The organism is Microvirga sp. HS2 (assembly GCF_055792805.1).
Genome location: NZ_JBVVAJ010000003.1, coordinates 68,231 through 87,665, shown reverse-complemented (window position 1 = coordinate 87,665; position 19,435 = coordinate 68,231). Strand labels below are relative to the sequence as shown.

General features: G+C 66.2%; 17 protein-coding genes and 1 riboswitch. Of the genes, 5 read left to right on the top strand and 12 right to left on the bottom strand.

Annotated features, from left to right (window positions below):
- Positions 1-30: 30 nt before the first annotated feature.
- From ACS5Q0_RS04235 to ACS5Q0_RS04220, 4 genes are all read right to left on the bottom strand, one after another.
- Positions 31-939: an N-acetylglucosamine kinase gene (locus ACS5Q0_RS04235; RefSeq protein ID WP_473125350.1), complete on the bottom strand. Its 909-nt coding sequence runs from the start codon at positions 937-939 to the stop codon at positions 31-33.
- A 44-nt stretch (positions 940-983) separates the two neighbouring features.
- The gene (locus ACS5Q0_RS04230; RefSeq protein WP_473125349.1) at positions 984-1,877 is read right to left on the bottom strand and encodes an N-acetylmuramic acid 6-phosphate etherase; all 894 of its coding nucleotides are present in this window, start codon (positions 1,875-1,877) and stop codon (positions 984-986) included.
- Positions 1,878-1,977: 100 nt separating this feature from the next.
- Complete coding sequence (locus tag ACS5Q0_RS04225; RefSeq protein WP_473125348.1) at positions 1,978-3,003, bottom strand: serine hydrolase domain-containing protein; 1,026 nt, start codon at positions 3,001-3,003, stop codon at positions 1,978-1,980.
- A gap of 6 nt (positions 3,004-3,009) precedes the next feature.
- Positions 3,010-4,107: an anhydro-N-acetylmuramic acid kinase gene (locus ACS5Q0_RS04220; protein ID WP_473125347.1), complete on the bottom strand. Its 1,098-nt coding sequence runs from the start codon at positions 4,105-4,107 to the stop codon at positions 3,010-3,012.
- A 140-nt stretch (positions 4,108-4,247) separates the two neighbouring features.
- On the opposite strand from ACS5Q0_RS04220, the gene ACS5Q0_RS04215 reads away from it, so the two are divergent.
- The 4 genes from ACS5Q0_RS04215 to ACS5Q0_RS04200 all read left to right on the top strand — a co-directional run bounded on the left by ACS5Q0_RS04215 (position 4,248) and on the right by ACS5Q0_RS04200 (position 8,053).
- Entirely contained in the window at positions 4,248-5,747 is a 1,500-nt protein-coding gene (locus ACS5Q0_RS04215) for an ABC transporter substrate-binding protein (RefSeq protein ID WP_473125346.1), read from the top strand.
- 72 nt (positions 5,748-5,819) lie between these two features.
- Positions 5,820-6,767, top strand: a complete 948-nt coding sequence (locus ACS5Q0_RS04210) for an ABC transporter permease (protein ID WP_473125345.1) — start codon at positions 5,820-5,822, stop codon at positions 6,765-6,767.
- A gap of 3 nt (positions 6,768-6,770) precedes the next feature.
- The gene (locus ACS5Q0_RS04205) at positions 6,771-7,610 is read left to right on the top strand and encodes an ABC transporter permease (protein ID WP_473125344.1); all 840 of its coding nucleotides are present in this window, start codon (positions 6,771-6,773) and stop codon (positions 7,608-7,610) included.
- Positions 7,607-8,053, top strand: coding sequence for a GNAT family N-acetyltransferase (locus ACS5Q0_RS04200; protein ID WP_473125343.1), 447 nt, complete (start codon positions 7,607-7,609; stop codon positions 8,051-8,053). Before ACS5Q0_RS04205 ends, ACS5Q0_RS04200 begins: the two co-directional genes overlap by 4 nt.
- On the opposite strand, the gene nagA is transcribed toward ACS5Q0_RS04200, so the two are convergent.
- From nagA to thiB, 7 genes are all read right to left on the bottom strand, one after another.
- Positions 8,050-9,186 carry an N-acetylglucosamine-6-phosphate deacetylase gene (gene nagA / locus ACS5Q0_RS04195; RefSeq protein WP_473125342.1) on the bottom strand — a complete coding sequence of 379 codons (1,137 nt, stop codon included), beginning with the start codon at positions 9,184-9,186 and terminating at the stop codon, positions 8,050-8,052. The two genes, ACS5Q0_RS04200 and nagA, sit on opposite strands and share 4 nt — an antisense overlap.
- The gene (locus ACS5Q0_RS04190) at positions 9,186-10,235 is read right to left on the bottom strand and encodes an SIS domain-containing protein (protein WP_473125341.1); all 1,050 of its coding nucleotides are present in this window, start codon (positions 10,233-10,235) and stop codon (positions 9,186-9,188) included. The genes nagA and ACS5Q0_RS04190 overlap by 1 nt, the downstream gene beginning before the upstream one ends.
- Complete coding sequence (locus ACS5Q0_RS04185) at positions 10,225-11,004, bottom strand: GntR family transcriptional regulator (RefSeq protein WP_473125340.1); 780 nt, start codon at positions 11,002-11,004, stop codon at positions 10,225-10,227. The genes ACS5Q0_RS04190 and ACS5Q0_RS04185 overlap by 11 nt, the downstream gene beginning before the upstream one ends.
- On the bottom strand, positions 11,001-11,882 hold the full coding sequence (locus ACS5Q0_RS04180; protein WP_473125339.1) for a glucosamine kinase nucleotide-binding domain-containing protein: 882 nt from the start codon (positions 11,880-11,882) through the stop codon (positions 11,001-11,003). Before ACS5Q0_RS04180 ends, ACS5Q0_RS04185 begins: the two co-directional genes overlap by 4 nt.
- Positions 11,883-12,030: 148 nt before the next feature.
- Positions 12,031-12,732 carry a thiamine ABC transporter ATP-binding protein gene (locus ACS5Q0_RS04175; RefSeq protein WP_473125338.1) on the bottom strand — a complete coding sequence of 234 codons (702 nt, stop codon included), beginning with the start codon at positions 12,730-12,732 and terminating at the stop codon, positions 12,031-12,033.
- Complete coding sequence (locus tag ACS5Q0_RS04170) at positions 12,719-14,260, bottom strand: ABC transporter permease subunit (protein ID WP_473125337.1); 1,542 nt, start codon at positions 14,258-14,260, stop codon at positions 12,719-12,721. The genes ACS5Q0_RS04175 and ACS5Q0_RS04170 overlap by 14 nt, the downstream gene beginning before the upstream one ends.
- Positions 14,261-14,303: 43 nt before the next feature.
- Positions 14,304-15,308 carry a thiamine ABC transporter substrate binding subunit gene (gene thiB / locus ACS5Q0_RS04165; RefSeq protein WP_473125336.1) on the bottom strand — a complete coding sequence of 335 codons (1,005 nt, stop codon included), beginning with the start codon at positions 15,306-15,308 and terminating at the stop codon, positions 14,304-14,306.
- 68 nt (positions 15,309-15,376) lie between these two features.
- Positions 15,377-15,483, bottom strand: a riboswitch (TPP riboswitch).
- A gap of 142 nt (positions 15,484-15,625) precedes the next feature.
- On the opposite strand from thiB, the gene solA reads away from it, so the two are divergent.
- A complete protein-coding gene (gene solA, locus ACS5Q0_RS04160; RefSeq protein ID WP_473125335.1) occupies positions 15,626-16,804 on the top strand; it encodes an N-methyl-L-tryptophan oxidase in 1,179 nt (392 codons plus the stop codon).
- A 92-nt stretch (positions 16,805-16,896) separates the two neighbouring features.
- Here the strand turns inward: solA and ACS5Q0_RS04155 are convergent, their stop codons facing one another.
- Positions 16,897-19,248: a Tex family protein gene (locus tag ACS5Q0_RS04155; protein ID WP_473125334.1), complete on the bottom strand. Its 2,352-nt coding sequence runs from the start codon at positions 19,246-19,248 to the stop codon at positions 16,897-16,899.
- Positions 19,249-19,435 lie beyond the last annotated feature (187 nt).

Below are 19,435 nucleotides of genomic sequence, written 5' to 3'. Positions count from 1 at the left end.
GGGGGCAATAGGCAAGCCTTAGGGACATGGTCACGTCCTGTTCAACGTGGCCGCGAGCCTCGCCGCGGTCAGGCCCGCATCCAGATCGGTCGTGATGAACTCGACCGGGGCGACGAGATCCCGCCGGAAGGCCTCCGCCACAATGGGATGGAGGCGGGAGCTGCCGCCCGCCAGGGCGACGGGTCGGGGGCCGATGCGCTTGGTCAGGCTGTTGGCGAGACGGGCCAGCTCCTCGCCGGCCTCCTGGAGGATCCGCAGGGCCGTCTGGTCATCCGCCCTCGCGGCCTCCGAGACGGCCCTCGCAAGGGAGCCGATCTTGCCCCTGTCCCCGCCATAAACGAACGAGCGCACGATGTTCCAGTCCGTGCCGCCGAGGGCCTTTTCGAGATAGCGGCCCAGGGTCGTGGCCCAGCCTTTGCCGGGGCACTCCTCTTCCTTGCGGAGAATCGTCTTCAGCGCCTCGCGCGCGATCCAGAAGCCGGAGCCGCCGTCGTCGATCAGGTTGCCGCGCCCGCCGACGCGGATCACCTCCTTCGCATCGGACAGGTAATAGCCGATGGAGCCCGTGCCGCTGTAGACGAGGATGCCTTCCCCCAGCGCGAAATAGGAGAGGTACGCGATCCACATGTCCTCCGCGACGAAGACCCTGTCGGGAGGAAGCTCGAAGATTTCCGCGAAGAGGGCGCGCATCTTCGCTTCGGACGGCGTGTCGCGGGTCAGCCCCGTGATGCCCGCGACGATGCCGAGGGGCTTGCCCTGACGCATCACCGCTTGAGCCATGTCGAGAATGATCTGGCGGGCCCGCTCCTCGGCGGCCGCGGAGAACAGATGGCCGGTCAGCGGTTCGGCATTGCCCTGCGCGACGCAATGACCCTGATCGTCCGCCAACCGCCAGCGCGTCGCCGTTCCGCCCGCGTCGATGCCAAGCCCCAATGCCATGACGCTTCTTGATGCCCTTCCTGCCGTCGGCCCTCTGCGGTGCCTTATGTCTTCAGCTTCGAGAACTCTGCCAGGGCTCCGCGCAAATTGCCAGCGCTGCGCGCAAGCGCGTCCCGGGCCTGCTGCGGATCGGCGCCCATGGCGATGAGAACGGCCGTCTTCAGGTCGCCGCCCGCCTGAAGAATGGCGTCGGCGGCTTTGGCCTCGTCACAATCGGTAATCTGGCGGACCATGATCTCGCTGCGGCGGCGCAGCTTCGCGTTCGTCGCGCGCATGTTCACCATGAGGCCGCGATAGACGCGCCCCATGCGCACCATGACGAGGGAAGAGAACAGGTTCAGGATGACCTTCTGCGCCGTGCCGGCCTTCATGCGGGTCGATCCGGCGATCACCTCCTCGCCCGTATCGGCGAGGATCGGATGGGAGCAGGCATCGAGAATGGGCGCGTCCGCGTTGTTGGAAATGCCGATGGTCTGCGCGCCGCGCGAGGCGGCCTCCTTGAGGGCCGCGATGGTGAACGGCGTCCGGCCGCTTGCGGCGACGCCGATCACCACGTCGTTCGGGCCGACATCGTTGTTGCGGATGCCGGCCGCGCCTTCCTCGACCGAATCTTCCGCATTCTCCACCGCCTTCATGATGGCGCGGTCGCCGCCGGCGATCAGGTAGACGAGCTTGTCGTCGGGCCAGTTGAAGGTGGGGGGCAGCTCGGTGCCGTCCTGCACGCCGATGCGGCCGGAGGTGCCGGCGCCCACATAGACCAGGCGACCGCCCCGGCTCAGGCGCTTGGCGGCTTCTTCTGCGGCCGCCGCGATGGCGGGGAGCGACGGCCTGACGGCGGCGACGGCGGAGAGCTGGCCCTCATAAAAGGCAGACAGCACGTCGAGGCTTGGCCACGTATCGAGATCCTGAAACCGGGCGCTGAAATGTTCTGTTGCCATGGCCTACCTTTCTAGCAGACCAATATAGGTCCAGTTGAGAGCGCCAGCAATCGGGACCGGACCCCGGAGGGCCGGCCTCACCAGATATTTGCGGACATCCTTAAAGCCCGGTCCGGCGGTCGAACAACGCGATCACCTGATCGCCCGTTGCACGGCGCAGATCCATGATTCCGCTGCCCCTGTGCCGGGAGGGGTGAACCCGGTTGGTCAGGAGCGACCAGGCGAGCCCCCGTTCGAAATCGATCCAGAGTCCGGTGCCGGTAAAGCCCGTATGCCCGATGGTTGCGGGCGAGCAGGCATCGCCCCCGTGCCAGCCGGGATAAGAGCCCTCCCAGCCGACGGTCCGTTTTTCCGATTCGCGTGTCCTGACGGCCTCGAGCGATTCCGACGAGAGGATAGAGCCGTCGAGAAGCCCGTGGGCGAAATCCAGCACGCCGTCGATGGTGCCGAACAGGCCCGCATGGCCGGAAGCGCCCCCGAGCGCGAAGGCGTTCTCGTCATGGACCTCGCCACGGATCACGCGGCCGCGCCACGTGCAGCGTTCCGTCGCCGCGCACAGGCGCGGGTCCGGACGGAAGGACAGGTTGCGAGGAAGCGGCTGATCGATCAGAGGCCGTCCCGTGATGCGCTCGATGGCGATGCCGAGCAGCATGAAGTTGATGTCCGAATAGACCGGCGGGCCGCTTTGCCAGACGCGCTGGAGAATGAAGGCGCGCAGCGTGTTCGGATCCTGGCCGTAGGTGTAGAGCGGCTCGACGGCCGGCAGATGCGTCTGGTGAGCGAGGCATTGGCGGAAGGTGAGTCGCCGCTCGGCGGCGGTCATGTCGTATTGCCGCAGGTCGGGAATGACCGTGATCAGCGGATCGTCCAGCGCGATGCGGCCTTCCTCCACGACCTTCAGGATCGCCGTGGTGGTGAAGATCACCTTGGTGAGCGAGGCGAGGTCGAACCATGTCTCGCGCGCGAGGCTCTCCTCGTGGGGCTTGATCTGCGCCAGGCCTTTCCAGCGGACGGCGCGCTGCCCGTCGGCCGTGACGATGCCGAGCACGGCGCCGGGAACGTCTCGGCGCTCGACGGCGGCGGCGGCCGGCGAGAAGGCCTGGTCGACGATGTTTTCAATGGGCATGGACGCTCACGCCGCGCGATGCAGTTCGCCGCCCGGCATGGGATGCGGCACGCCCGTCGTGGTGGGAAGGCTGAGCGGAAGACCCAGCGTCGCGCGGACGGCGAGATAGCCGAAGGCCTGGGCTTCGAGGAAGTCGCCGTTCCAGCCCACGGCCTCCACGGGATCGACGGGGACGCCGAGGCGCTCGTGCAGCCGGCGCATGAAATGCGCATTGAGGCGTCCGCCGCCGGTGACGAGCCAGCGCTGCGGCGCGCGCGGAACATGGCGAAGGGCCGCGACGACCGATTCGATGGTGAAGGCCGCGAGCGTCGCCGCACCGTCCTCGTCCGAGAGCGCTTCGACGCCTTTGGCGCGGGCGTGAAAATCCTGCCGGTCGAGGGATTTGGGGGCGGAGCGGTCGAAGAAGGGATTGCTCATGAAGCCCGTGACGAGGTCGTCGTCAACGCGGCCGGAGGCGGCGAGCCTACCGTTCTCGTCGAAGCTCAGGCCCCTGCGGCGCAGAACGAAATCGTCCAGCAGGGCGCTGGCCGGTCCGGTGTCGAAGGCGATCACCGTCTCGCCGTCGATATAGGTGACGTTTCCGACGCCGCCGAGATTGAGGATCATGATCGGCTGCGCCAGCCTGCTCGCGAGCGCGCGGTGATAGAGCGGAACGAACGGAGCGCCTTCGCCGCCCGAGGCGACATCCGCGTGACGGAAGCGGTCCACGGTGTCGATGCCGAGCTCCTGCGCGACCAGCGCGCCGATGCCGAGCTGACGGGTGAAGCGGATCTCCGGACGATGATAAACCGTCTGGCCGTGGAAGCCGATGAGGCTTACGTCCCGCGTTCCTACGCCCGTCTCGTCCATAAACCGTCGTATCGCGGCGATATGCGCGCTCGTCACCGCGCGTTCGAGCTCATCGAGCGGCTCGCTCTGTGCGCGGGCAGGCTCCGCGATCAGCTCCTGGAGAGTCTGTCTCAGATCGGAGGGATAGGAGAACGTCCGGCCGGGCCCCGGCTCGACGAAGGCGTCCCCGTCCGTTTCGACGATGGAGACGTCGATGCCGTCCATGGACGTTCCGCTGATCACGCCGATGGCTTTGACGGGTGGGCGTTGCGACATCGGTTCCTCCGGGGCATCGGGCTGTTTCGCGGACCATAGCACAGGCCAGCAAGTGGTCCAGAGAGGTATGATATTGGACCATGACAGAGCCTGGAAGCTCCTCTATAAATTCCCCGCGGCTTCCAAGGGAGAAAAGACGCATGTTCAGGTCAACGCTGCGCGGCATGGTGAGCGCGGGCTTCATGGTGGCGGCAATGACAACCGCCTCGGCACAGGTTCTGGAAATCGGGGCGGACAACGGCCCCACCGGCCTCGATCCTCACCTCATCACGGCCTTTCCGAGCTTCATGGTGGTGAACGGCAACATCTACGAGGGCCTCACCGCCATCGACAAGGACCTGAAGATCGTTCCGAGCCTTGCCGAATCATGGACCGTCTCTGAGGACGGCAAGACCTACACCTTCAAGCTGCGCCCGGGCGTGAAATTCCACGACGGCTCGCCCATGGAGGCCGCGGATGTGGTCGCCTCCGTGAAGCGTCTCCTGAGCAAGGAGATGGCCTCGCCCCTCGCCAGCCGCCTCTCGGCCGTGGAAAGCGCCAACGCCGTCGACGCGCAGACCGTGGAGCTGAAGCTCAAGGAGCCGTCCGCGGCGCTTCTCAGCTCGCTCTCCGTGATCGCCATCGTGCCGCGCGCCATGGAAACCAACAAGGACGCGCTCCAGAAGGCGCCCGTGGGGACCGGCCCCTTCAAGTTCCAGGAATGGCAGCCGAACGGCTACATTCTTCTCGCCAAGAACGATGCATATTGGGAGAAGGGGCTGCCGAAGCTCTCGGGGCTCAAGTTCAACATCGTGCCCGAATCGGCCACCCGTCAGGTGGGCCTGACCAACGGCCAATACGCCCTTCTGCCGAACATCGACGCGGCGACGGCGCTTCAGCTCAAGGGCAAGCCGAACGTGAAGCTCGCCGAGACCATGGATCTCGCCTACACGCTGATCGGCATGAACGTGTCGAAGCCGCCCTTCGACAACCCGAAGGTGCGCGAGGCCGTCAACTACGCCATCAACCGCCAGGAGATCGTGGACGCGGCGCTCTTCGGCGCGGGCGTGCCCGGCGGGCCGCTGTCGCCGGCGCTCAAGTCCTGGGCGCTGGATGTGAAGGAGTTCGGCTGCTACGCGCCCGATCCGGCGAGGGCCCAGGCGCTTCTGAAGGAAGCGGGCGTCGCGATGCCGGTCGCCGTCTCCATGAAGGTTCTGCCGCGCCAGGACATCAAGGATATCGCCCAAGTGGTGCAGGAGCAGCTGAACAAGGCGGGCTTCAAGGTCGAGCTGGTCAACCAGGAGCAGGGCCAGTTCATCCAGGATTGGCGCAACAGCAACTTCGACATGTTCGCCTCCATCAATGCGGGCCAGCCCGATCCGGACGAATATTTCTACCGCACCTTCCGCACGGGCGGCTCGACCAACGTGTTCAAGTTTTCGGACGCGGAGATCGACGGCCTGCTCGACAAGGCCCGCACCCTGTCGGATCAGACCGAGCGCAAGAAGGCCTACGACCAGGTGCAGAAGAAGCTCGCCTGCGCCGGGCCGGTAGCGCATCTGACCTACGGCACGCTGTTCTCGGCGATGAACGACAAGCTCAAGGGCTATGACGTGATGCCGAACCGCTCGCTCATGATGCTGCGCGGCGCGTCCTACTGATCGTTGTCCACGCACCGGCGCGGCCCGTTCGGGCTGCGCCGGTGCTTTTCTTTTCAGGAGAGCCTGTCCCCGATGAGCCGCGTTCTGCTCGCACGTCTGATCGATCTCGTCATCGTTCTCTTCGGCGTGTCGATCATCGTCTTCCTGATGATCCGCCTGATTCCCGGCGACGCGGTGGCGATCATGCTGGGGGCGAATACCGAGATCACGCCCGAGCGCATGGCGGAGCTCAACCGCCGCGTCGGCCTCGACCGTCCCGTGATCGAGCAATATCTGCTCTGGGCGGGATCGGCCCTGCGGGGTGATTTCGGCACGTCGCTCTGGACCGGACGCCCGGTCTCGGCCGAAATCCTCCTGCATCTGTGGCCCACCCTCGAACTGACGCTCCTGTCGCTCACGCTCGGAGCGGTGCTGGCCGTTCCCGTCGGCTGCCTGATGGCGCAGACGCGCGGCGGCGCTGCGGACGTCACCATGCGCATCGGGGCGATCGCGGGGCTCACGATTCCGTCCTTCTGGCTTGGCATCGTCATGATCCTTCTGCTCGCCGCCTGGGCGCCGAGTTTCGCATCGCTCGGCTATGTGCCGTTCTCCGAGGATCCCGTCGGCAATCTCCAGCGCATGCTGCTGCCCTCCATCGCTCTCGCCCTGCCGATCCTGGCCAATCTCTCGCGCCTCGTGCGTTCGGCCATGCTCGATGCCCTGGGGCAGGATTACGTCCGCACGGCGCGCGCCAAGGGCCTTCCGGAGCGGAGCGTGGTTTACAAGCATGCGTTGCGCAACGCGCTGATCCCGTTCCTGACCTCGGTCGGCATCATGACGGGCTATCTGCTCGGCGGCGCCATCGTGGTGGAGCAGGTCTTCGCTATTCCCGGCCTCGGCCGACTGATCCTCGGCGCGATCGCCGAACGCAATTATCCTTTGATTCAGGCCACGATCCTCGTCGTGACGGCGGGTTTCGTGCTGGTGAACTTTCTGGTCGACCTCCTCTACATTCTCGTCGATCCGCGCGTGAGGGCTTGAGCCGTGGTGAAGTCTCTCGCTGGCACAATCACGAAGAACAAACTCCTCACCTTCGCCGTGGTGCTCGTGGCGATCCAACTCTTTCTCGCAGTTGGAGCCCCTCTGATCGCGCCTTACGATCCCATGGCGCAGAGCGTCGCGCGCCGCCTGAAGGGACCGAGCGAACTCAACTGGCTCGGCACCGACCAGCTGGGCCGGGACGTGCTCACGCGCATCCTCTACGGCTACCGCACGTCGCTTATCGCCTGCGTTCTCGCCGTCGGCATCGCTCTTGTCGCGGGCGGAGCGCTCGGGCTCGTGGCAGCCTTCTATCGCGGCTGGCTCGACCGGATCATCATGCGCGTCATGGACGTGCTGTTCGCCTTTCCCGTCATGCTGCTGGCGATCGGCATCATCGCCGTCCTCGGGCCTCACACCTATAGCGCGGCCGCCGCCATCGCCGTGGTCTACACGCCGATCTTCGCCCGGCTTCTGCGGGGGCCCGCCCTCGTCCTGTGCGAGAGCGAGTTCGTCGCCGGAGCGCGCGCCATCGGCGCTTCCGACGCGCGCATCATCTTCCTGCATATCCTGCCGAACCTGGCCTCGGTCATTCTCGTCCAGACGAGCCTTCTGCTGTCCGCCGCCATTCTGGTGGAGGCCTCGCTCTCCTTCCTCGGCCTCGGCACGCAGCCGCCGACTCCGTCCCTGGGGCTCATGCTCTCGGAAGGCCGCAACTTCCTCATGCTCTCGCCCTGGAGCGCGATCTTCGCCGGTTTCGCGATCCTCTTCCTGTCCTTCGGCTTCAATCTTCTGGGCGACGCCCTGCGCGATACGCTCGACCCCCGGCTGAGAGGTCAGGCGTGATCGTCAGGCAGGCGAGGGCCGAGGATGTGCCGATCCTGGCTCAGGTCGCGGAACGTTCCTATCGCGCCGCGTTCTCGGCGATCCTGGAGCAGGATGTTCTCGCGACGCGCGACGCAGCCCTCTTCGCGCAGCGCTTCGCATCCTCCTGGCCGCGCATGCTGGTCGCCGTGCAGCGGAACGAGGTGACGGGCTTCCTGCTGATGACCGACGGACACATCGACATGCTGTTCATGGATCCGGCCGCGAACGGGCGGGGCGGGGGCGCGCAGCTCCTCGCGGAGGCAGAAGCCCAGGGGGCGAAAAGCCTCGAATGCTTCCGCGACAACTACGGTGCGCGACGCTTCTACGAACGTCACGGCTGGCGCGTGGCGCGCGAGTACGAGCGCGACTTCGCAGGACGCAAGCGCAGCTTCGTCTTTTACGAAAAGGACACGACCGCTTAGGCCGACGCTTCGCCCGCAATCCACGTGTCCTGCACGTGAAGGCCTTCGTCGAGCAGCACGAGATCGGCGCGATAGCCTGGGGCGATGCGCCCGAGTTCGTGGTCGAGCCTCAGGAAGGCGGCCGGAACGAGGGAGGCCATCCGGAGCACGTCGGGAAGACCGAGGCCGAGCCGCTCCACGCTGTTGCGGACGGCGCATGCCATGTCGAGGTCGGACCCTGCGAGCGTTCCGTCCTCCGTGGTGAGCTTGCCGTCCTTGCGGTAGATCGTGCGGCCGTGGAGATCGAAGGTCTTCATGTCGGTGCCCGTCACCGCCATGGCGTCGGTCACCAGCATCATGCGCTCCGTGCCCTTGGCCGCGATGGCAAGCCGCAGGGCGGCGTCGCTCACATGGTGGCCGTCCACGATCAGGCCGCACCAGGCGTCGCGATTGTCGAGGGCCGCTCCCACCGGTCCGGGGTCGCGCCCGGCGAGCGGCGGCATGGCGTTGTAGAGATGCGTGAAGCCCCTGAGGCCGTGGCGGAAGGCTTCCATGACGGTGGCGTAATCGCTCATCGTATGCCCCGCGCAGACGAGCACGCCCTCTGCCGCCAGCCGCGCGATGCTTTCCATGCCGTTGCGTTCGGGCGCGAGCGTCACGAGGGTACGGCCTTCCTTCAGGGAGGTGAGGATGGCGAGGTCCTCGTCCTCGAGAGGCCGGATGAAGTCGGCGTTGTGGACACCCTTCCTCACCGGGTTGATGAAGGGGCCTTCGAGATGAATGCCGAGGATGCCCGGAACGCCGGCCGCCAGAGCGGCCCGCATCGCCTCCACGGCCTCCGCCATCTTGTCCCGGGTGTCGGTGATGAAGGTGGGCAGCAGGCCCGTGGTGCCGTATTTGCGATGGGCGGCGGCGATGGTCTTGAGACAATCCACGCTGCGCAGGTCGTTGAACATCAGGCCGCCGCCGCCATTCACCTGAACGTCGATGAAGCCGGGAGCGAGCAGGCCCGTCACCGGACGGCGCTTGAGCCCTGCGCCGAGGTCGCGCTCCTGCGGGAGCGCAACGATGCGGCCGTTCTCGATGACCACGGCGCGGCCTTCGAGCATGTGCGTTCCATCGAAGATCCGCGCGCCGGTGAGGGCAACAGGCATCAGACCGTCTCCGTGACCTTGCGCAGACGCGGGGGATTGTCCGGGTTGCGCCCGCGCGCCAGAGCGATCGCATTCACGAGCGGATAGAAGCTCTGAATCATGGCGATCGGAGCGAGATAGGGATGAACGTTCTCGACCGAGGGCAGCATGACGGCAGCCGGGCCTTCGGCTGCGCCCGCCACGACGACGGGAACGCCCTGATCGTTGAGCTTCGTGACGAGATCGTTCACGCCGCTCAAGGTCTCGTCGCGCTGACTCAAGACGAGAATCGGGAAGTGATCGCCCGCCAGGGTCCAGGGGCCGTGCATCAGCTCGGCGGCGCTCATGGCCTCCGCGTGAACGCCGGACGTTTCCTTCAGCTTGAGGGCCGCTTCCTGCGCGACCGCGAAGCCGACGCCGCGCCCGACGACAAAGAGGTTATTGGCCTCGGACAGCTTTGGAAGCGCGGCCGACCAGTCGATGGCGGCGGCCTTCGCGAGCACGTCCGGCAGGGTGTCGAGAGCCGACAGCAATTCCTTGTCCTGCGACCAATGCGCGACGAGCTGGAAGCCCGCGGCGAGCGCGGCGATGAAGGACTTCGTCGCGGCCACGCTCTTTTCGGGCCCCGCATGGAGCGGCAGCACGACTTCGCATGTGGAGGCCAGCGGCGAGGTGGTATCGTTGACGAGCGCCACCGTCAGGGCTCCGTCGTCGCGCCCCGCCTGGGCGAGGTTGAGAATGTCGGGGCTGCGGCCTGATTGCGAGACGGCGAGAAAGAGCGCGTCGCGCATGCGCGGGCGGGCTTCGTAGACCGAGGTCACCGAGGGGCCGACGGAGGCCGTGACGAGGCCCGAGTGAATCTCGAGCATGTATTTGACGAAGGTCGCCGCATTGTCCGAGCTGCCGCGCGCGCAGGTCACGGCGAAGGGCGGCGGCGATGCGCGCAGGCGCGCGCCGAGCTCCCGGCACAGGGGCGCGTTGCTGTCGAGCAGGCGCGCCACGACCTGAGGCGCTTCGCGGGCCTCGGTCAGCATGGCGGTCATGGCGGAGGAGTTCTGGTCAGGCATCATGTTGAATCCGCTCGGGCTGGCTGATGGTCAGCTCGGCCACGAAATCATAGGCATCGCCCCGGTAATAGGACGAGGTGAACTCGACGACCTCGCCGGCCGCCGTAAACGATCGCCGCTCGATATAGAGGGCGGGGCTCTGGGGTGGAACGTGGAGCAGCGAGGCCTGTTCCTCGTTCAGCAGCACCGCATGCAGCCTTTGCAATGCGCGAACCGGCATGAAGCCGTGCTCGTGCAGCGCCGCATAGAGCGACTGCTTCACGAGGCCGGGATCAGGCAGAAATCGTGACGGGAGCACCGCGTGCTCGATCGCCATCGGAATGTCGTTGGCCATGCGCAGACGATTGACGCGGCTCACCGTTTCTCCGGGAGAGAGGCCCAGCGCCATCAACTCATCGGGCGAGGCGGCTCCCGTGGAGCGGCTCAGGAGCACGGCGGAGGATTGCAGGCCGCGCGCCGACATGTCGTCCGTGAAGCTCGACAGGCGCGAGAGCGGCTGCTCCAGCCGCATCTGGGGCGCGATGAAGGTGCCCGATCCCCAGCGTTGAACGAGCACGCCCTTCTTGACCAGTCCGGTAATGGCCTTGCGCACGGTGACGCGGGAAATGCCGAGCTGTCTCGCGAGGTCCCGCTCGCCGGGAAGGGCGTCGTCCGCCTTGAGGGTGCCCTTGCGGACCGCATCCTCGATGGATTGTTGAAGCTGCAGATAGAGCGGCGTGGGATTGGTCTCGTCCACGGGAAGGGCGAGAGCCGCCGTCGCATGCTCGCTCATGCCGGTCTCCCCGGCGCGGCGCTTCGTCCGAGAAGAATGGCGCCGTCCAGGGCATCCGCCTGCGGAGGCACGATCGTCTGCTGAACCGGCGGCGGCATCCAGGGGCGCAGGGGTTCGGCCAGGCCGCCAAAGAGGCACAGGGCCGGCGCGCCGAGTTCCAGCAGGCGCGTGGCGATGCGCGTGGCGCCGGCGGCGGAGTCCTGAACCAGCGCGATGCCGAGCGGATCTCGCCGGCCGGCATAGTCGAACACGAGGGGCGCATAGCGGGCATAATCGCCCGGGCGCGCGGTGCCGACCCAATCGACGAGCACCTCGAGATCGTTGCGGAACTCGGCCAGCAGCGCGTCGGAAAGCGGCGTAGAGGGAATCCGTCCGTCATGCGCCCAGACGCAGCGGCGCAGAAGCTCGCGTCCCAGGGCGGCTCCGCTGCCCTCGTCGGAAATCTCGAAGCCCCAGCCGCCCACATAGCGGCATTGCCCGCCGACGCCGCCATACCCGCAGGAGCCCGTGCCCAGGATGAGAATGGCGCCGTCGCCGCCATTGAAGGCGCCGAGCCAGGCGGTGTGCGCATCCGTGTCGATGGCGAAGGAGGCGAAGGGGTGCGGACGGGACAAAAGCCGCTCGACGGCGCTCGCCTGCCCCGCGCCGGCGGCCCCCATGCCCACATGCGCGGATGCGAGGACCTCTTCCGGCAGACCCGCCTGGGCCAGGGCCTCCCGGCAGGCGGTCAGAATGGAGTTCCAGACGAGATCGGGGTCGAGACGGATGTTCGAAGGGCCTCCGGAGCCTTCACCCAGCAGGGTCCCATCCGCATCCCGCAGCCGCGCCCGGCATTTCGTGCCGCCGCCGTCGATGCCGAGAAAGAGGGGAATGCTCATAGGGGAAGAGAACTCTCAGGAAAGCGGAAGACCGGACTGGTATGATGCCACTTAATATCCAGTTGGGGAAGGGGCGGGGCAAAGCCATACCCAGGCCTTTCGGGGCCGGCGCTCCGGATCGGTCATGAAATGCGGGGTATACCGCGCCTCAGGTCTCAGAGACGGCGGCGGCGATTCGAGAGGCGAGGGCGCCGCCGAGAATGACGGAGGGCTTGTCCGACGCCACGACCCTGCCGCCGGCCACGAACACCATCTGGTCGGCGAGATCGGCGACGTCCTCCGGGGTGTGGATCGTCATGAGGATCGTAACGGGGCGCCGGCGGCGCAGATCGTCGACGAGGCGGACCATGTCGCGGCGAAGGCCAGGATCGAGGCCGCTGAAAGGCTCGTCGAGGAGGATCATCGGCCGTCCCGAGACGAGGGCACGGGCCAAGGCCACGCGCTGTCGCTGCCCGCCCGACATCTCGCCGGGTTTGCGCGCGCCGAAGCCGTGGAGGCCGACGGCATCCAGCATCTCGCCGATGAGACGGGTCTCGTCTTCGGACATGCGCAGGGACGGCCGAATCCCTAAGGCGACGTTCTGCGCCGCCGAAAGATGCGGGAAGAGATTATGGTCCTGAAAGACGATCGCCACGGGCCGCTTGGCGGGTTCGAGCGGCAGCAGATCGATCCCATCGAAGGCGAGCGTGCCGCTCTCCGGCGTCTCGAAGCCCGCGATCATGTGCAGCAGCGTGGTCTTCCCGCCGCCCGAGGGGCCGACAATGGCGCACAGCGCGCCCTTCTCCACATTCATGGAGTAGTCGGCCGTGAAATCCGGCCATGTGAGACGGCAGTTTTCAATCACCAGCATGAGACAGGCGGCCTGACACGTGAGCGAGGAGAAAAGCGACGAGGACGATGAAGAGGCCGATGGCCGAGGCTTCGTCGAGCCGGTACGATCCGAGACGCTCGAAGAGGAGATAGGGCAGCGTGACGAGATCCTGCCCGCCGAACAGGGCGATGATTCCGAAATCTCCGAAGGACAGGGCCATGGCCAGCGCGAAGGCGGCGCCGAAGGGCCGCCTGAGCAGGGGCCAGTCCATGATGGCGAGCTTGTTCACGCCGGAAAGCCCCAGGGACGCGGCGATCCGGCCGTAGCGTTCCTCCGCCGTCAGGAGACGCGGCGCGAGCGAACGATAGGCGAAGGGAAGGGCGGCGAGTCCGTTGATCAGGGGCAGAAGAATGAGGCCCGCAGCGGAGGGATCGACGAAGCGCCGCACGATCAGGAACAGGCCCGCGGTCAGGGCGAAGGGTGGAATGGCCAGCAGGGTGTTGGGCAGAAAGTCATAGAAGGCCGCGATGCGCGGCGAGCGGCGAACGACGCGCCACCGCCGTGCGGCCGATGCGAGGGCGAGCGCGAGAAGGCAGGCGATCGTCGCGGCGAGGAGGGCGATGATCATGCTCGTCGCGAAGGCGCGCACGAGGTCCGAGTCGATGACTGCGAGGATGTGGCTCAGTCCGCTCAATAAGCTGAGCGCCAGAGGCGCGATGAAGAGCGCTCCCGCACCGAGGATGGCGGCATCGAGGATCTTCAGGCTTCTGTTGCGTGCGTCGGGGCGCTGGACCAGGCCCCGGATGGTATGGGCCGACGGAGGGCGCGTCAGAGCCCAGTTGAGAATGCCCGTCAGCGTCAGGCAGATGACGAGCTGAATCAGCGAGAGCCAGGCCGCGCGGCCGAAATCGAGATCGATCTTGAGCGCTTCGTAGATGGCGACTTCGAGGGTCGAGCGGCTCGGGCCCCCGCCCAGCGCCAGCACGATGGCGAAGCTCTTGAAGCAGAGCAGGAAGACGAGTCCCGCAAGTCCGGGAAGCTCCGCGCGCAGCACCGGCCAGTCGAGATGGCGGAAGATATGGGCCGGCGTGAAGCCGAGAGCCGATGCGAGGCGCCAATGCTCGGCGGGAACGAGGCTCAGCGAATCGAGCAGAATGCGCGCCACGAAGGGCCCGTTGAGGAACACATGCGCGATCAGAATGCCGGGATAGCCGAAGATGCTGAAGCCGTTCGTCCATCCGAAGAACGAGAGGAGCTGCGCGGCCCATCCGCTTCGTCCGTAGACGGCGAAGACTGCGAAGACGGCGACGATGGTGGGGATCACCATGGTGGTGCCCAGAAAGGCCAGAGCTGCGCCGCGCCCCGGAAAGCGGCGTCGCGCCAGCGCGAGCGCCAGGGCGACGCCGAGGATGAGCGAGAGAAGAGTGGAAAGCGAGGCCTGGACGATCGAGAAGGTCAGGACGCGCCAGAGATAGGGGCCGATGGAGAGAAGCGTCGGCTTCTCTCCTCCGACGGCCGCCAGGGCGATGAAGCCGCCCGCAACCAGGGCCAGGAGGGCAAACGCCACGAGGCTTCCGGGCTGGGGCAGCGTTCTCGTCATCGCGGTGCGGTCAGCGCGCGGTGGCGTTGAGCCATGTGTCCGTGAACGCGCGGCGGTTCTGCTGCACCTCCTCCGGCGTGAAGAGCAGGGCCTTCTGCGGCTGGGGCAGATCCTTGAACGCGGCCGGCAGGCCCGCGGCGGGCGTCTTGGCCGGCATCATCCAGTTGCCTTCCGGCATCGCCGATTGGAAAGGCTCGCTGAGCACGAAGGCCATGAACTTTTTCGCGAGCTCGGGCTGCTTGGTCGTGCGCGTCATGCCGGCGATCTCCACCTGCATGTAGTGCCCTTCCGAGAAGATCGCGGCCTTGTAGTTGTTCTTCTTCTCCACGACGATGTGGTAGGCCGGAGACGTGGTGTAGGACATCACCATGTCCGCCTCGCCCTTCAGGAACAGGCCATAGGCCTCCGACCATCCCTTGGTGAAGGTGACGATGCGCGGCTTCAGCTGGGTCCAGGCCTCGCCCGCCTTGTCGCCATAGATCTTCTGCATCCAGAGCAGGAAGCCGAGGCCGGGCGCGCTGGTGCGCGGATCCTGCAGCACCACCTTCGGGCCGTTCGGGTTCTCGATGAGTTCCTTGAGGCTCTTCGGCGGATTGGGGAGCTTGTCGGAATCGTAGACGAAGGCGTAGTAGCCCCAGTCGAAGGGAACGAAGGTATCGTCGTTCCACGCGATCGGCAGCGCCAGATCCTTCACTTCCACGCCGTGCGGCGCGAAGACGCCGAGCGCCTTGGCTTCCGCCGCGAGGTTCACGTCGAGGCCGAGGACCACGTCGGCCTTCGTATCGGCGCCTTCGAGGCGCAGACGCCCGACGAGGCTTCCCGCGTCCTCGGCGGTGACCCAGGTGAGCTCGCAGCCGCAGGTCGCCTCGAAGCGTTCCTTGACGGTTTTGCCCGGGCCGTATTTCCCGGCGAACGAGCCGTAGGTGTAGACCGTGAGGACGGGCTTGCCCTGCGCGAAGGCGGCATTCGCCGCGAGGACGAGCGAGGCGAGGGTGAGAAGAGTTCGGCGTAACATCAAGATTGCTCCCATGCATGATGCAGGCCGGGTTGGCGGCACAACTCGCACGGGGCGCAGTTTCGGCTGCGATGTCGCATGCTCATTCCCTCCGCCGGCATGACCCGGATCAGGTTCGACGGGTCGGCGGCCGTTCCGCCTCTCAGCCCCTTGTGAGGCCCCCCGTGAGACACAAAAGCTTCTAAGGGAGATTGTCCTGTAACACAAGCTGAGCCCCCCAGGGCCGTCCTACGGCCCGGGCGCAACCTCGCGGCAGTGACCTTGCGGCAGAAGGTCGATTCTGGTTGGAATGGAAAAAACCAGGGACCTTACCTTCAATGAGCCTTCCTCAATCGTGTGATATTGTCGTCGTCGGCCTCGGCGCCATGGGTTCGGCTGCGCTCTACCAGCTGGCGAAACGCGGCGTGAAGGCCGTCGGGATCGACCGGTTCTCTCCCCCTCACGATCAGGGCTCGACCCATGGCGAGACGCGGATCACCCGCCAGGCCATCGGAGAAGGCGAAGTCTACGTGCCGCTCGTCCTGCGCTCCAACGAGATCTGGAAGGAGCTGGAGGCCGAGACCGGAGAGCGGCTTCTCGTGCAGAACGGATGCCTGATCATGGGGTCGAGCACGCCCCTGTCCAGCGGCGTCATCCGCTCGGCCTTTCTGGAGCGCACGCGAAGGGCCGCCGTCGCGTTCGATATTCCTCATGAGATGCTCAATGCGGCGGAGATCCGCCGGCGTTACCCGCAATTCATGCCCGGCGAGGACGAAATCGGCTATTTCGAGCCGGGCGGCGGTTATCTCAACCCGGAGCGGTGCGTCGCGGTGCAGCTCGAGCTTGCCCGGGCTCTCGGGGCAGTGACGCAGCTCGGAGCGCGCGTGGTCTCCGTGTCACCGGAGGGTGACAATGTGAGGGTCGTCACCGACCAGGGGGAGATCCTGGCCGGGCAGGCGATCGTCTCCGCCGGATCCTGGGCTCCCTCGCTTCTGGGGGCTCAGTTCGCACGGCTGCTGTCGCCGGCCCGCCAGGTGATGCACTGGTTCGAGGTCGATCCGGATTACGCCGGGTACTGGTCGCAAAGCCCCGTCTTCGCCTGGGGGCATGGGCCGAACCCCAACGACTTCTTCTACGGCTTTCCGGCCTTGAGCGGCAGCAATGCGATCAAGACGGCGGGCGAGCAATATGACGCCTTCGTGCATCCGGACGAGGTCGAGCGGGGCGTGGCGCCCGCTGAATCCGCGGCCATGTACGAGACGCATCTCGCCGGACGGGTTCAAGGACTTCGCCCTCATGCCGTGCGCGCCGTGACGTGCCTTTACACCATCACGCCGGATTCCAACTTCCTGATCGACCGGCATCCGGAGAGCGAGCGCATTCTCGTCGTGTCGCCGTGCTCGGGCCACGGCTTCAAGCATTCGGCGGCCATCGGCGAAGTGGCCGCGCAATCCATGATCGACGGAACCAGCAAGATCGACATCTCCGCTTTCGCGCTGTCCCGCTTCTCTCGCTGACGCCGTCGATCATTGCATGTCGCATAAAAAGGCCCGCGCAGGTTTTGAGGCTGCGCGGGCCGGGAACTGACTGATCCAGTCTGAGCTGATGATCAGCGGCGGGTGTTCTTGTCCTTGCCGGAGCCTGACGCCATTCCGGCGCGGCGCAGGGCATCGGCGAGAGCTCCTCCGCCCGATGCGACTGGCGCGGACGCCTTCTTCTCGTTCTGCGAGCGGTGCTTCTGGAAAGCGCCGCGATTGTCGTCCTGGCGGCCGGACGGGCGCTTCTCGGCAGGATCGCTCATGCGCATGCTGAGGGAGATGCGCTTGCGCGGAATATCGACCTCGAGCACCTTCACCTTCACGATGTCGCCGGGCTTCACCACGTCGCGCGGGTCCTTCACGAAGGTCTCGGACAGGGCGGAGATGTGAACCAATCCGTCCTGGTGCACGCCGATATCGACGAACGCCCCGAAGGCGGCCACGTTGGTCACGACGCCTTCCAGCATCATGCCGGGCTGAAGATCGCTGATCTTCTCGACGCCGTCCATGAAGGTCGCGGTCTTGAACTCGGGGCGCGGATCGCGACCGGGTTTCTCCAATTCGCTCAGGATATCCTTCACCGTCGGCACGCCGAATTTCTCATCCGTGAAGCTCTGAGGATTGAGCTTCTTCAGAACGCCGCCGTTACCGATCAGAATCTTGATGTCGCTCTTCGTCGCTTCGAGGATGCGGCGCACGACCGGATAGGCTTCGGGGTGCACGCCCGAGGCATCCAGCGGATCGTCGCCGTTCGGAATGCGCAGGAAGCCCGCGGCCTGCTCGAAGGTCTTCGGGCCAAGGCCCGACACTTCGGTGAGAGCCTTGCGTGTCTTGAACGGACCCTTGGCATCGCGATGCGTGACGATGTTCTTGGCGACCCATTCGCCGAGACCTGATACCCGCGCGAGCAGCGGCGCGGACGCGGTGTTGAGGTCGACGCCCACCGCGTTCACGCAATCCTCCACCACCGCGTCGAGCGAGCGGGAGAGCTTGTACTCGGCGAGATCGTGCTGGTACTGGCCGACGCCGATGGATTTGGGATCGATCTTCACCAGTTCCGCCAGCGGGTCCTGCAGGCGGCGTGCGATGGAGACCGCGCCGCGCAGCGAGACGTCGAGATCGGGCAGTTCCTGGCTCGCATAGGCCGAGGCCGAGTAGACGGAGGCGCCGGCTTCCGAGACCATGATCTTCGTGAGCTTCAGGTCCGGATGCTTGGACACGAGTTCGCCCGCGAGCTTGTCGGTCTCGCGCGAGGCGGTGCCGTTGCCGATGGCGATGAGCTCGACCTTGTGCACGCGGCACAGGCGCGCGAGGGTCGCAAGGGACTCGTCCCACTGACGCTTCGGCTCGTGCGGATAGATCGTATCCGTCGCCACGACCTTGCCGGTGGCGTCCACCACGGCCACCTTCACGCCGGTGCGATAGCCTGGATCGAGGCCCAGTGTCGGGCGCGTGCCGGCGGGCGCCGCGAGCAGAAGATCGCGCAGGTTTCCGGCGAACACCTTCACGGCCTCGTCCTCGGCGAGCTGCCAGAGTTTCATCTTCATGTCGAGTTCGATGGAGAACCGCAGCTTCGTGCGCCAGGCCCAGCGCACGGTGTCGAGAAGCCACTTGTCGCCGGGGCGGCCCTGATCGGCGATGCCGAACGCGAGAGCCGTGCGGCCCTCGTAGCGGCTGACATAGCCGGGCTCGGCCGCATCCTTGTCCTCTTCCATGCGTAGGTCGAGAATTTCCTCCTTCTCCCCGCGGAAGAGCGCGAGAATGCGATGGGAGGGAAGTTTCGGGAGCGGCTCCGCAAAGTCGAAGTAATCGGAAAACTTCGCGCCGTCCGTCTGCTTGCCATCGCGCACCTTGGACGTGAGGCTGCCGCGCTCCCAGTAGATCTCGCGAAGCGCGCCAAGAAGTTCCGCGTTTTCCGCGAAACGCTCCACGAGAATGGAGCGCGCGCCCTCGAGCGCGGCTTCCGGTGTCGCAACCTCCTTGTCCGCGTTCACGAAAGCGGCGGCGGCCTCCTTCGGGTCGCGCTGCGGTTCGGCGAGGATGAGATCGGCGAGCGGTTCGAGCCCCGCCTCCTTGGCGATCTGGGCCTTGGTGCGGCGCTTGGGCTTGTAGGGGAGGTAGAGGTCTTCGAGGCGCGCCTTGGTATCGGCGTTGTTGATCTGAAGCGCCAGCTCGTCCGTGAGCTTGCCCTGCTCGCGGATGCTGTCGAGGATCGTCTTGCGGCGGTCCTCCATCTCGCGCAGATAGCGCAGCCGCTCTTCCAGGGTTCGCAACTGTGCGTCGTCGAGAGTGCCGGTAACTTCCTTACGATAGCGCGCGACGAAGGGCACGGTCGCGCCGCCGTCGAGCAGCTCGACCGCCGCCTTGACCTGCCATTCCTGAACATTCAGTTCGCTCGCGATGCGCTGGCCGATGGATAGCATGGACCTCTCCGAAATGAGACAAGGTGCGGCTTCTACGGGGTGCTGGCCCCCGGGGTCAACGGCCTATCCCCAGCTCCGGGGTCGCAGTGCCCCTAGGGAAAGATCGGGCGAAGATCCGTCAAAATCCTCTTGGCTCCCGGGAATGAGCCGTATAGACCATCCGGCCCTTCCACCCCTTTGAGCCGGG